At 40.3% G+C, this 14,012-nt stretch carries 14 protein-coding genes and 1 pseudogene; all 15 read right to left on the reverse strand.

The window, feature by feature from the left end; genetic code table 11:
• Positions 1-1,890: 1,890 nt before the first annotated feature.
• Positions 1,891-2,583 carry an alpha/beta hydrolase gene (locus QOX44_RS02105; RefSeq protein WP_283681024.1) on the reverse strand — a complete coding sequence of 231 codons (693 nt, stop codon included), beginning with the start codon at positions 2,581-2,583 and terminating at the stop codon, positions 1,891-1,893.
• A 113-nt stretch (positions 2,584-2,696) separates the two neighbouring features.
• Entirely contained in the window at positions 2,697-2,960 is a 264-nt protein-coding gene (locus QOX44_RS02110) for a CD3324 family protein (RefSeq protein ID WP_283681025.1), read from the reverse strand.
• 162 nt (positions 2,961-3,122) lie between these two features.
• Positions 3,123-3,761: a CatB-related O-acetyltransferase gene (locus QOX44_RS02115; protein WP_283681027.1), complete on the reverse strand. Its 639-nt coding sequence runs from the start codon at positions 3,759-3,761 to the stop codon at positions 3,123-3,125.
• Positions 3,762-4,283: 522 nt separating this feature from the next.
• Positions 4,284-4,517, reverse strand: a complete 234-nt coding sequence (gene cas2 / locus QOX44_RS02120) for a CRISPR-associated endonuclease Cas2 (protein WP_283681028.1) — start codon at positions 4,515-4,517, stop codon at positions 4,284-4,286.
• Positions 4,518-4,587: 70 nt separating this feature from the next.
• Positions 4,588-5,451, reverse strand: a complete 864-nt coding sequence (gene cas1c / locus QOX44_RS02125) for a type I-C CRISPR-associated endonuclease Cas1c (RefSeq protein ID WP_442955371.1) — start codon at positions 5,449-5,451, stop codon at positions 4,588-4,590.
• Positions 5,333-5,620: a CRISPR-associated endonuclease Cas1 gene (locus tag QOX44_RS18300; RefSeq protein ID WP_442955372.1), complete on the reverse strand. Its 288-nt coding sequence runs from the start codon at positions 5,618-5,620 to the stop codon at positions 5,333-5,335. Before QOX44_RS18300 ends, cas1c begins: the two co-directional genes overlap by 119 nt.
• Positions 5,617-6,282 (reverse strand): CRISPR-associated protein Cas4, encoded by a 666-nt coding sequence (cas4, locus tag QOX44_RS02130; RefSeq protein ID WP_283681029.1) that lies wholly within the window; start codon positions 6,280-6,282, stop codon positions 5,617-5,619. Before cas4 ends, QOX44_RS18300 begins: the two co-directional genes overlap by 4 nt.
• Complete coding sequence (cas7c, locus tag QOX44_RS02135) at positions 6,282-7,193, reverse strand: type I-C CRISPR-associated protein Cas7/Csd2 (RefSeq protein ID WP_283681030.1); 912 nt, start codon at positions 7,191-7,193, stop codon at positions 6,282-6,284. Before cas7c ends, cas4 begins: the two co-directional genes overlap by 1 nt.
• A complete protein-coding gene (gene cas8c, locus QOX44_RS02140) occupies positions 7,194-8,948 on the reverse strand; it encodes a type I-C CRISPR-associated protein Cas8c/Csd1 (RefSeq protein WP_283681301.1) in 1,755 nt (584 codons plus the stop codon).
• Positions 8,945-9,607 (reverse strand): type I-C CRISPR-associated protein Cas5c, encoded by a 663-nt coding sequence (gene cas5c, locus QOX44_RS02145; protein ID WP_283681031.1) that lies wholly within the window; start codon positions 9,605-9,607, stop codon positions 8,945-8,947. Before cas5c ends, cas8c begins: the two co-directional genes overlap by 4 nt.
• A gap of 18 nt (positions 9,608-9,625) precedes the next feature.
• Positions 9,626-9,862, reverse strand: coding sequence for a hypothetical protein (locus QOX44_RS02150; RefSeq protein WP_283681032.1), 237 nt, complete (start codon positions 9,860-9,862; stop codon positions 9,626-9,628).
• A pseudogene (locus QOX44_RS18180) lies at positions 9,844-9,999 on the reverse strand (DUF3990 domain-containing protein); the annotation flags it as partial. The gene QOX44_RS02150 and the pseudogene QOX44_RS18180, both read right to left, overlap by 19 nt.
• A 342-nt stretch (positions 10,000-10,341) precedes the next feature.
• Complete coding sequence (gene cas3, locus QOX44_RS02160; RefSeq protein WP_283681033.1) at positions 10,342-12,498, reverse strand: CRISPR-associated helicase Cas3'; 2,157 nt, start codon at positions 12,496-12,498, stop codon at positions 10,342-10,344.
• A 313-nt stretch (positions 12,499-12,811) separates the two neighbouring features.
• Positions 12,812-13,558 carry a peroxide stress protein YaaA gene (yaaA, locus tag QOX44_RS02165; RefSeq protein ID WP_283681034.1) on the reverse strand — a complete coding sequence of 249 codons (747 nt, stop codon included), beginning with the start codon at positions 13,556-13,558 and terminating at the stop codon, positions 12,812-12,814.
• Entirely contained in the window at positions 13,555-14,010 is a 456-nt protein-coding gene (gene bcp, locus QOX44_RS02170; protein WP_283681035.1) for a thioredoxin-dependent thiol peroxidase, read from the reverse strand. The genes yaaA and bcp overlap by 4 nt, the downstream gene beginning before the upstream one ends.
• Between the last annotated feature and the right edge of the window lie 2 nt (positions 14,011-14,012).

The following is a 14,012-nucleotide window of genomic DNA, read 5'->3' on the forward strand; positions in this document are numbered from 1 at the left end:
AAAAATATTTTTCTCTAACTGCTTGAATGTTACGCCGTTTTCCTTTATCATTGAACTCATCATACAGACTCCTTATGTTTTTTCTCAGCAATTAAACAATAAGATAAATCTGTATGATTGGGAAGAGGTTTCGATCTCTTCCCTTTATTTTTGCCAATGATAATTATACTCTAAGGTTTCTCAATTAAATAAAATGTGACTTATTTTTGGTGCGAATCTCCCGGGAAATTTCTGTTTACTCCCCATTCGCACCTGATATTTTCATTATACCTATCCATTCCGGGGACACCATTATATTATCTCCTATAAGTCAATTGGATAACTCCGTGTGCTAAGTGTTCCTCGTTATGAATAAATAATCAGCAATGCACGCTTTCTGCTTAGAGTTTCATAACATGAAACAATCCTATAAATACTTTTGCTGATAAAAACGCATACTTTAGTTCTGATACATATTTTTTGTACATCGTTGAGATTTGCTTATTTCATAGACTTGTTTGATTCATTGTTGATGCAACTTTCTAGCAATGTTATCTTTTGCTCTTCTTTCCAAAACTAAATACAAACATGTTTTCAAAGTGAACTGTCTTCTCAATTGCTTCAAAATATCACTAGAAATAGTTACGGCATCTGACATTTTCATAGCTTGCCGTATTGCGGTTCTTATGTTCAACAATCCCCTGTTTCTACAAAGTCTGAGTAATATAAAGAAAGCCTGCTCCCAATCTATTTTCCCCGTACAAGATCTATACACATGCTTTCACCATCCTGGAACTCTGACATACCTTTCTGTCGTGACTCTACATTTTCTGCAAATTAATTTCTCTCCTGAAAGTCAAAACAATGATCTCAATCTGCGTATCAAATTAAAACATATCTACGTAGAATTGCAAAAATATGGACAATATTCATGCTGCCTGCACATCTCTTCTCCCACAAAATGAATTCTACAAATTTTGCACCACTTCGATTCAAAATTTAATTTTCTTTTATACCTTCAATATTTCCTCTATCTTACCAGCTTCTAATACTCGATATTCCTGATTGAATTGTCGTAATGGTTCATCTTCGCTCAGTAAATATAAAGATATTAATCTCTCTTTTTAAAATTAGAAAAGAATATAGTCTGTAAAACTAAGCCTTTATATGCTTCTTCATCCAAAAAGGCAGGACTAATCTTTATTTGTTCTCTATCTTTCGAAACCACAACTTTCTTTTTTTAACTGCAATCATTATTCCTGCATGTTACGTTAATTTTTTAATCTCTGCAATCTTCTAAATTTACAAGTACATCAAAATCATTGCTATTTTTCTTCTTATCCCAATATTATCCATCTATATCTGTATCAAAAAATTTGTCATAGCCTACATCATTTCAAGAACTATCTATACGACTTTCAAGAGAATCCAGTAACTACTTTTTTGTCCCTGAATTCCAAGAAATGTACCCTAGTAATGCGGATTCTCTTTGTCGCCAGCTTGAAGACGGCGAAGACAGACACCGCATAAGAAATGTTAATTCATGTCCTCCTTGTGGAGGAACGACCGGCGTAGTATAATAGAGGTATTAAAAGCCGAAAGGAGAAGCAGGATGCATAGATGGCTATTATACCGGATACCACTGGCAATATATATATTAGCGCTGATCGGGATGTTTTTTATGCATCCGTTCGGCGCACTGATCGTTGCAGGGATATCGCTGTTTTTTGCAGTGCCTTGGATGATAATTACAAAATGGATATGCAGGGAGAGTGATAAAAGTAATAAATTCAACCATAGAAAAAGGTACAAGAAACGTCTGAAAGAGCGTTTTAGGATTTCCATAAAAGACAATGCCAGGTGATACAGTTAGGAAAATGCCAACAGCAATAAAGTGGAGTTGTATTGATTCTACAGATTATCACATATCCAACTTTTTATAATCTTGTCATCCCCATTTCCCATAAAAGAATGTTCACTCTGCTTTGATATAGTCAATAACACAGAATTGGACTTTGCAAAATTTTCTATAACCTGTAAAGATTGCAAATTGTCCTTGCCTCCATAAAGTATATAGGTTGGACTATTCCATCTTGCTACGGGATTTTTCTTTACATACTGGAAGTAATCCCAAGACAAAGTATCAATCGGTGTCGGAATTTCTCTTTTAGTATAAAGCATTTCTTCCGTAACATGAAACCACTGGAACATATTTTTAATGAGATATTCCATATTCACGATTGGAGACAGAAAAAAACACTTTTCAAAGGTAACATTTTTATATGCCTGCAAACTGAAATATGCGCCCAAACTACAAGCAAACAAAGATACCGATTTCCAATTAGCAAATATATAGGAACTTATCCTATGAAGGTCAGAAATACCATTCCAAATATCGCACCTGTAATTTTCGCTTTTTCTTTCTCCATGTTCCGGTAAGTCAAAACTGATTGTCTGATAGCCTCTATTTTCTGCTATCTGAGCAAAAGTTTCAGCAGACTCCTTATCAGACATTTTTCCGTGAACATAAATGTATACCTTGTCAGATTTCACTCCCCAGATAATGACCGGAATCTTCCCGATATAAAATTTTGTTGTTTTCATCTTTCATCACCGATTACATTGTATCATCAAAAAATAGCATTCTCAATATACTGTCACTTACAGAAGTGTTTTTTACCTAAAAGAGAGGCCGCAAAACTACGACCTCTCGGAAATTATTTCTCATATATGATTTTTCTGATTGAATGAACAGAAAGATAATAAATATCAGCTAATTCATCAACACTTTTTCCTTGCTGATAATCTTTTCTTATTTTCCTGTTTCTCTGTTCAATCTCATATTTACTGCCACTCAATTCGCCCCATTTCTTTTTGCTGTCTTTTCTTGAAGGAACATAAATATATCCGCCTTGTATATAACTTTGCAATTCTTCAATTAAAGCAATGGGGAGTACAGAATCTGCTTTGATATATTTCATGCAGGCTCACTCCTTTAACTTTTCATCGTCAAATAGCAAAGCCAGCATATTACGCCTTACTACTCCATGCAAATAGCGTTAACATTTACTGACTTTGCATGGAGTGAAACATCGTTCTTTCTTTTTTTATTTATACACATCGTGTCACCGTCCTAATTACATTTATATCGCTTGTCTTAATTGTTCAATGTTCCCGCTTTGTATAGCACCAATATTTCTTGCGATTCTTTCCTCAGACCAGTTCCACCATTGAATCTCCAATAGTGCAGAAATACTTTCTTCTGAAAATCGTCTCTTTATTGGTTTCGCCGGAACACCGCCAACAATCGTATATGGCGGAACATCTTTTGTGACAACTGCACGAGTTCCAATAATCGCTCCATCTCCAATCGTGACACCAGCTAAAATAACAGCTTCATAACCAATCCAAACATCATTTTCAATGATAATATCGCCTTTATTATCCCATGCGTTTGTTACGTCTTTCTTTTCCAATCCCCATTCCTCAAAAAATAATGGAAACGGATAAGTAGACCATGAAGATAATGTATGATTGGCACTGTTAAAAAGGAATTTTGCACCGCAAGCAATGGAGCAGAATTTCCCAATCTGCAATTTGTCATGATTTATCGGATAGTGATATAATACGTTGTTCTGCTCAAATAACGTCGGGTCATTTACAAAATCATTATACATTGTGAAATCTCCAACCGCTATATTGGGATTCGTGATTACATGTTTCAAATAAATTGTTTCTTTATCACCTGTACGGGGATAAATCTGTTTTACTGGAATAGTCATTTAAAAACCTCCTGTCAATTTGAATAATGTTTATTTAACTATTCCAGATAAAGCAATGCAGAGTTTCACCTAAACCACCTCTCTTTTGATTTAATGACAATTATATACGCTGTTTGATTGGAGAACAATACCATGTGACATTTCTTCAAAATAGGGGATGTGTTACTACTCTGGTATTTTAACAATAATTTATCAAGCGTTTTAGGATTTCCACAAAAGACAATGCCAGGTGATACAGTTAGGAAAAATGATATCGTAGCAGACGGTTGGAGGCAGATCTCCAATCCACGTCCCCCTTGCGGGGAACGACCACAATTTTGCCCAGCCATAGCCAAAATATACTATCTACATTATATATTTCGCCATATCACTATACTAGTGTCAGTGGACAAGGGGCAACACGCCTGTTCACTGACGCTACGCTTCCTTTTTATTGCATCCTTTTTATTTTTTTATACAATTTTTCAGGTGCGAATCCTCCGGATTTTTTATGTTCCGTCCACATTCGCACATAAATTACCATTACATAATAAGAATTCCATCTGCGGGAGTTCCTCTGTCAACTCCCACATGTTCTACTTTTGTTTTATACTGATTTCCCAGATAGTAAAACCTTAAGCTATCCACCTCTTCATCGATTATATCGGACAGCTTCGCCTTGAGCACCACACATTGCGCATTGTCCAATATACATTCAAAAACAGAATTTTGTACTCTTCGCCCATAGTTTACACACTGCCTGGCTACTTTTCGCAATCATCTTTTTCCCGCGTCAGTTTCTGTATTCACATCGTAGGTAATCAATACTAACATACCTCTGTCCACCTCATTTCCAAAGAAATACCGGATAACTGTCTAAATCACCTCTTAAATATCTCGCCAGCAACATTGCCTGCACATAAGGAACCATTCCCCACTCTATTTTCTCATTCAGGTAAGGATGGGTTAACGTTTCTTTCTTTTTATTCTGCCATTCTGTCAACAGCTTCTTTCTCAGATCGTCATTCATCAGGACAGCGCCGTTTTCTTTTGTTATGAAGCTTTTACCAGTGACTATTTTCTTATTGATCAGGGATACAACAAACCTGGCTGCCAGCACGGCTCTTAATTCCTCAATTAAATCCAGGGATAGCGAAGCTCTCCCCGGCCGCAATGTGTGAAGATAGCCGACATACGGATCCAGTCCTGCGCTCTCCAGAGCAGAAGTAATTTGATTTGTCAATAATGTATACACAAAGGATAACATCGCATTGACCTTATCTATTGGTGGTCTTTTATTTCTGCCCTGAAATTTGAAATCTTTTTTCTGTTGTAAGATCAGCTGATCAAATACTCCGAAGTAAACGCTGGCTGCTTCGCCCTCATATCCTCTTATCTGCTCTTTTGACTGACAGTTCTGAATGTAATGGAGAGAATTTTTCAAATATTCAGATGCAGCCTTTACCTGCTCTGCATCAATCTGAAGACTGTGATCACGGATAGCACGCTCCAGCACCCATCTTGCATTATGTACTTTTCCTAAAATGCAGTTTCTTGCAATTTCAAGACTTTGCACCTCATTTTTTGCACTGTCATACTGCTGCTGTCTTAATACGACATTTCCCTTTATCTTTCCGCTTACTCTCGCTAAAAATTTTCCCTGCGGCGTTATATAGCACAAAGAGATGTTGCGCTCTGCACACGCCCCCATCAGTGCAGGGCTTGTCCCCCCGGTAGCCAAAGGAAACTATCCCCTCTAAATTATGCAAAGGGAGACGCCCTGCTTCTGCTGTTCCTTCAAGAACTACTATATTTTCGCCATCTAACGCCAGATAACTGCTTTCAGAGGTCACGTATAACGTATTTAATAATTTTTTCATTCGTTGTCCTCCTTCAGCGCCTGATGAATGTAGGTTTTTACTGATCCTGCTTTTCCCAGTTTAGGCAAACAGATATCCTTAAGAGAACACGCATTACAGGCCTTGCTGTATTTCACTTTCGGAGTATATTTTCTGTCAAAATACTGATGCATTTCCTGAAATATTGCTTTTACTTCTCGACGCAAATCTTCCGAAATCTCTATGATTTCCCTTCTTCTCGTCTCTCCGTAAAACAATGCCCCTTCTGGAATATCCGCCGAAAACATCTCCTCCAGACACAGCGCCTGGGCTGCGAGCTGCAGCTGATCCTCCACAGTAACCTTTGGTTGGCCTTTTTTATACTCGATCGGGTAAACAGAAAAAGTCCCTCTGTGACCATGCAGCCTTATTCCGTCTTCACACCTGTGAAATTCAACCACATCACACTCGCCGCTGACGCCCAGTTCTCTGGAAGTGACCGGAAGAGACCGCGCAACAAGCAGATCCTTTCTTTTTTCCACCAGATAAGGATCGTGAGCTTTTTTGTGCATCAGCTCGCCTAGAGCTGTATGCACATTTTCCGCCCATTGCTGCTCAATATGGATCAACGCCCATTGTCTTCTGCAAAATTTAAAATGTTGAATACCAGATAACATTAAATAATTATCTTCTGCATATTCCATTAAATCATCCTTTTCATTTCTACAGAATCCGGTATACTTTCTTCATGTATCTCGACAATATAATCCTGATAGCTTCTCGGGAATTCTACCCCTTCTTTTTTTCTCACCTCGATAGCATCAAACAATTTGTAAGCCGGGCAGTCTCCGAGCTCTTTGCTGTGTTTAAACACGATCAGCTCCCGCACTGCCATGTTCCCTCTTGCAGCAGAATGATCATGCTCAAACATGTTGATGATCGCCTCCCACAGCAGTTCGAGATCTTCCTCCGAAAATCCGGTTACTTTCCGGGCCAGATTCGCAGACACATACCCTTCCACACGATATAAGCCATACGGCACAATGCTCTTTCTTCCCATCTCAGTACTTTTATTTTCGGCATCCTTTTCTGTTGTGATCGCTACTCTCGTAACTGTAATCTCCTGAGAAACGATTGGATCAATACTTCTTGCAAATCCAAGCTGCACCGGTCCTCTTACCTGACCGCAGTTCAAAGCGGCCTTTACAAATGTAGTCATGACAGCGCCAAACGTTCTGATATCAAAAAAGTTCCGGCACATATAATCGCGGATTTTTACGTCTGCATCTGCATCACTTTTCTTCAGTTTTTTCAAAGATTCTGTAACCTTTTTTTCATCGGTTTCCTCTATTCCAAGGCTTGCACAGGCTTCTCTGTCACTTCGGTTCAGCGGAACATCCTCTTTTATGTATATCTTATATCCCTGTGCATCTTCCTTTACCGTTTCAATATAATTCCGGATTTTTCTTTTCAGACACACGTCCGTAACCAGCCCAAGTCCGCTTTCCGGGTCAATTCTCGGCATGTTTCCAGCATCCGGATCTCCGTTTGGATTTCCGTTTTCTACGTCAAATAAAACTACAAATTCATATCGGTTTTTAATTACTTCGCTCATTTATTTTTCCTCCTTTTTTTCGTACTTTTTCTGTGTCTGATGATAATATCCTATTGCAAATTTTCCCTGTTCTTCTAATGATAAGCGCTTAGGGAAGCCTTCGTTCGCATCCACTTTCCACATGATCTCCGTGAAAAGCTTTTCATAATATTTTTTTGTACCTTCTTTTTCCCGTCCGATTTTCTTCATATGGCTGTTTTTTAATTTAATTAAAGTGGGAAATACTATCCCCGGAGTTCCGCACGCCGAGTTAAAATAACGATCCCGGATTGTTGCCTGTATTGTCGGATTTGCCTCTGACTGTATCGATTCCAGTACTGAAAACAGCCTCCCCAATACGTATGAAATCTCATTGCTTTCTTCATTTAAGCCCATATAATCCTCTCCTTCCTCCCAGTTACAGTTTTTCATTAAATATGTTTTTATAATTGCGATTCTTCTCCAGGTGATCTTACTCTCATCCTGTTCTGCCCGGATACGGATCAGCGTATCGGAATACAGTCTTTCCGGGTATCTGCTCCCCGATAAAATTGCGCGAAACGTCATTGCAGCCATATTCGATACTGGTTTTTTATCCTTCGAGTTCTTATTCACAGTTTCATACAGCATATCCCGAATGCCCAGATACTGCCTCGTCTCCCATTTCGGTTGTACCACTTCCATTCTTTTATAGTGTGCAGAAATGTTCTTTAAGATGTTTCCGAAGGAGTTCTCATAGAAAAACCGCACAGACAGTCTTGCTGCATTTGGCGCCAACCCCAGAACATAAAATTTCTGCTCCATATCCAGTTCATCGCCATTAAAAATAACAGGATGTCCTAAGTGTATTTTTTCGAACAGCCCCCTCAGCTCCCGCTGGTTATCCACAGACGGCTCCGTACATTCCCTGAAGAAATCCTGATACCCCGCATTGCCGCTTTCCGCCCAGAAAACGACCATGGCATCCCCGACCGGAAAAGAATATTCCCGGGTAGACAGCAAATAATTCAGCGCCGTTGTATAAGAAAACTCTGCACGTTTGCCCACCGGAGCATTATAACTTTGTTCCTTTCCATAGGATTCAAACGCAGGCGCATTAAAGGAAACCAGCGCCGCACCGCTTGATTGTGCACCCGGAACACCTCTTATTCCTCGATGGATTCTCGCGATCTCTGCCTTTTCCCCTGTCACAAGACATATACCCTGATCCCCTTGTGTTTCTGTGTTTTTTTTGCTGTCCCAGATTTCTTTTATTTCCGCATCATTTTGAGCATAGTCCATGCCTATTCCGAAAATCAGATTTCCCCCATCTGTGATTTCTTCCCAGTTCGCTCTGATCTCCTCATGATCCATTGCTTTTTCCGGATCCCATTTTTCAAAAAACAAGCGAACGGCTTTTGCCATATCCCCCTCCGCCTGCTCCAAGAAAGAAAGATGCTTTTCTTTTGCAGCAAGAAAACACTCTCTCGCTCTCTTTTTATTCTTTTCATCCTCTTCCAGACAGATACCCAGCAGATATTTCGCATTGTCACACAAAAAATTGGCAGATACGCCGGAGGATCTCGTCACCATCTCCGGCACTGAAAGCGGCTGTGCAGCCCATACCTTCTTCTTTCCCCGCTCTTCCTCACTTTTCAGACTGATGATCCCCTTCACTTTCCCTTCTTTGTTCAGATCAATCTGGTACGAGACTTTTGCACTGCACCAGCCCGGTCTTGATACCTTTCCGTCATCTGCCAGGACTTCATAATATTTTGTAAGAGCCTGTAACATTATCGTATCACCTCACAGTCGCGCAAATCCAGTACACCATGTCTCAACACTGCCCGAAAAAACATGGGAGTTATATTATTTTTGTCCGTATAATCCATGTCAAATAGCATCAATCCCAGATCTTTTTCTGCAACATCATCAAACGCCGTTTCAATCTCTTCCTCTTCACACAGTGCAAAATTTACCGGAAACTCCCGGCAGCCAAAATATGGCATATGATAGCACTTTCCTTTTTGCAGACGTCTCATCATAATATCCTTGAATTTCCCCGGATTATCTGTTTCATTTGCCCGCTCTGTCATCTCAAAATGTGCTTCGATCACATACGCCACATCCGTCAGGATCATAGAAGCTCTTTGCACGATTTCCTCTTTGCTGCTTATGTAGAGCGGCTTTTGGGCTCCATTGTATACAGGCAAAACATTATTTGCAGAAATCTTGCTTTTCACTTCATTTCTCCGCACACTGGTAAAACGGATCGGATTCTTCACATATATTTTGTCAATGACCCACTTCAGCCCTGGATGCCAGTAGATGGCTTCTAAAATCCCTCTTGCTGCCGATGGCGTCATCACATCATAAGAATATCGTTCTACCTTTAGCTCGGGGCGCGAAAATAACGCATAATCGCCCCAGACCTTTACTTTGACTCCCATTCCCATATCATCACCTCTTTCATTTTATAAAATGATGTTGGAGACAAAAGTCCCCTCCGTCATCTTACTTTCTTTTATAAACTCATCTGCCACCTTTTCAATCGACTCACAATAAAATACCTCCGCGTATTCATAAATACGTTTAAGTCGTTCTTTCCCAAAAATATCTACTACTTTTCTTCTCGTTCTTTTTGCTCTTCTTCCGATATATTCAATCAGGCTGCACGTAAAAAACAAATCGTTGTCATTTTTTCTCGCCATATGCAGCCTCGCTTCCTATTATCATTGGGTTCATACTCATATTTATTGATATAACCATTTTTTCCATATCGTGCAGCCCAACGTTCTGCCGGTTCCGGATATTCTACTATTTCCTTACTGCCGTGATATAAGATCATTGGTGCACTCCATTTATATTTCTTGATATTTTTCCGACTATTTTTTTGATTTACTTATATTTTCACTATAACATACTCTCTCTCAAAAAGCAATACTAAATTTATTTTTGTTAAGTAAATTCTATGGAAATATATAAAATTTAAAATTAACACAAAATATCTTCTCTTGTTGTCGTTAAAAAAAACTTATGTTATACTACGTTCGTCAGAAGTACTCTGTGGATTGAAATCATAGTATTTATCTTAAAGAAATTTGTCAGAAGCGGTGTTTATGCAGTATCATGGTTCTGTGAACCTCTGCATATCACCGCTTCTGCCCTTTTTATCGTTTCCCAGCACTCTTTAGAAAAACAGCGCCATCCCATTGTCGATCTCTAATTCCAGTCCCATCTCCTGCGTATATCTGCTGGTATCTGTCAGCACATAGAAATCCTTCATATCTTCGGATACCGGTTGTATCATCCCTGCTCCCTGCATTTTATTAAATGTCTGATCATATATGGAAACACAATACTGACTTGCTTTTCGCATACCGGATCTGGTAAATCCTTTATGCTGTAGCTCCTGAAGAATTTCATCTGCTCCTTCTTCACAATTTATAAAAATTGTCTTTGTATTCTCTTCAATCAGCTTAAACTCTTTTCCCACCTTTGCAAAATTATATTTCATTTTTTTATCCGTAAACTCATCCAGAATTTTTTTCTTATCCAGGCTGTCCCCCTTGATATGGTACAGCATTTCAAAATATTTTGTGATTGTCTCCATATCAGAAAGCTCTCTGCCATCGGCAAGCAGGCTTTTTGCAACATCGATCTGCTGCCTTTGCCCCATCACTGTTTCTTTTCCTTCAAAACAGAAAATAAATACTTTACTGCTTTCCGCCTTTCGCCGTCCTTCTCTGTTGCAGCGACCCGCTGCCTGTATCATAGAATCCACACCGGCAAGTTCACGATAAACAGAATGAAAGTCAAGATCCACGCCAGCTTCTACAAGACTGGTGGAAATGAGAATACATTTCTCATTGCTTCGAAGCTTTTCCCTGACCTCATCCAGCACGCGCTTTCTGTGTACAGGATACATACTGGTAGACAAATGGTACACTCCAGTCCCTTTTAATTGTTTATAAATACTCTGTGCCCTTTTTTTCGTATTAACTATGCAAAGTGCCTGCTGTTCCTCTTCCAGCTTCTTTATGAGCGAATCCTCTGTCACAACTCCTGCGTTTTCAAATTGTGTTCTTTTGAAAAATTCAAATTGCTCCTGCAGTCTCGGGCACAACTGCGTAGCCGGAGCCTTGCTTTGAAAAAACGATGTGAGAGCCGGCTGCGTCGCTGTACATAAAACGACACTTGTTCCATAGTTGTTCATAAGCTCCTCTATCATCGCAATGCATGGCTTTAAATAATCATTTGGCAGCATCTGGGCTTCATCAAAAATAATCACACTGTTCGCAATATTATGCAATTTTCTGCATTTAGAAGACTTGTTCGCAAACAATGATTCAAAAAACTGCACATTCGTTGTGACAACAACCGGCTTGTCCCAATTTTCCGATGCGAGCTGCATTGCCCGAAGTTCTTCTGTACTTTTCTCTGTGCTTTCATAGTCGACATTGCAATGATTTTCCAGCACATTCCTGTCTCCCAAAATATCTCGAAATACCCTGGCATTCTGCTCAATAATACTGGTATATGGAATGACATAAATCACTCTGTCCATTTGATGTTCCACTGCATGACGCAATGCAAATGCCAAAGAAGCGATCGTCTTTCCTCCGCCTGTCGGAACAGTCAGATGAAAGAGGCCTTTTTCGGATTTTCCTTTTTCGAGGCAATATCTTAATATTTCTGACCGCCGCCCGTTGACGGTATCCGTATCCTGGTTATTTAACCATCCGGAAATATGTTTTTCCAGCTTTTCAAAAAGGATTTCTATGCTTTCTCCAGGATTTCTCTCTTCTTTCCCGTCATTCATAAAAGCTTCTGTATCCAGAAAATCTGCATCTACCAGACAGGAATAAATCATCCGGATGAAAACACTAAGCGAAAAATCCGGATTCGTTGTTTTTTTCCAATCAAACGGGTCTGAACTGATTTCCGGAATTTCGATCTCTGTACGGTATGCCGTATAATCGCTGATTCTCTTCTGCATTCTGCCCATCAAAGTTGCATTTCCACCATTATCAAAATTGTCTCCGTGGTCTGCCAGTCCCGCATGATGCCCGGCAATGCAATACTCCAAAAAACGATACTTCCCGCCTTTCTCCCTGCAGGCTCTGGCTCCCGCCGTAGCATGATCTACCTGACGCTTACTATCCCATTTTATTTTTTCCTGAAAATCCACAGAATACTTTCCTATGTCGTGGAGCATCCCGCAGCAATATCCCCAATCCTGTTTTCCGAACTTTTCTGCAAATTCTCCAGCCAGCTTTGCCGTCCCGTTCAAATGTTCTTTTATCGTCTGTATCCCCTGACTGTTCTTATGTGCAATATATTCCATTTTCACTTCTCCCTTCGTTTTTCTTTCTGACTCAAAAACTGTTTTTCACAGATATAGCATTTTCCTGCACCGGACATTTTTGTATACTTGTATTTTATAACAGTTTCTTTTCTGTGCCAATCCGATTATCTCCTCCGCTGCACTTATATAAATCTGTAACTTCTTTGTGGAGCCTTACAAAAAAAGAACCAGAAAGAGTTTTTCTCTTATCTGATTCTTATTATAACGGCCAGGATCTCCCTTAAACATACCTCGCAACTTGAATTTCTGTTCTGTTATCCTTCAGATGCTTCCACATATCTTCTTTTACCGTCTACTCCACCCGCTCAAATATATACTCTTTTTCTGAGGACAATTCTCCCCGAAATACGTAGCCCAGACGATCAAATTTCTGTATCTCCTCTATCTTCTCCACTGCATGCTCCGCCATATAGCGCACCATCTCGCCGCGTGCCATTTTCGCATACGTCCCCTTTGTGGCAAGCTTTCCCCCGACGTTCTCACAAAATATGACAGTCACAAATCTGTCTTCAGCGGTCAGGTACTTTTCGATACATTTTGCATACTCCTTTGATGCAAGGTTTACGATAATACCACTCTCATCCCTGACTGCATCGTACAGATCCCTTCCCCAGAGATCATACAGATTTTTCGTCCCTGCGATCTGCGCTTTTGCCTGCATTTCGAGCCGGTAAGGAGTCACACCGTCCATAGGAGAGAGTACGCCGTAAAAAGCAGACAGAATGCGCAGGTGCTGCTGGATATATCCCAGCTGCTCCGCCTCAAATACGGATGGCGCCATATACTGATAGGCAATCCCCTCATAAGAGAGGATTGCCGGAGTCAGATTTTTTTGCAATTCCATATATGCCAGCCGTCTGATATTTTCCTGAGCGATTTTATCGTTGCATTTCCAGAGCGTCTGCAGCTCTTGATGCGTACGCTCCCTCAGCCAGCGCAGGATCACTTCTGTTTTTGGCAAAAAACACGGAAGCCCGGCCACCGGCAGGCTGTCTGTGTCTGTCTTCATCTTTTTTGCCGGAGAGAGAATAATTCTCATGACAGCTCACCCAGCATTTTCTCCGGATCCTCCGCTGCCTTTACTTTATCATTCGCCTTAATAATGATTCCTTCCTCATCAATGAGGTACGTCGTGCGGACAACGCCCATGGAGACCTTTCCATAGTTTTTCTTTTCCTTCCAGACGTCATACGCTTCGATCGCTGTACGCTCCGGATCTGCCAGAAGCGTGATCGTCAGATCCTGCTTCTCTTCAAAACGCTTATGCGAAGCAACGGAATCTTTGCTGATGCCAAGGATCACCACTCCTTTTTCCTGAAACTGCGGCAGCCGTTCGGAATATCCGCATGCCTGCTTTGTGCAGCCCGGTGTATTATCCTTCGGATAGAAGTATAAAAGGACCTTCTTTCCTCTGTATTCTGCCAGGGTGTGCATCTCTCCGTTTTGATCCGGCAATGTAAATTCCGGCGCCTTTGTTCCAACCTCTAACATAC

The sequence above is a fragment of the Parablautia sp. Marseille-Q6255 genome (assembly GCF_951230155.1).
Lineage (GTDB): Bacteria > Bacillota > Clostridia > Lachnospirales > Lachnospiraceae > Choladousia.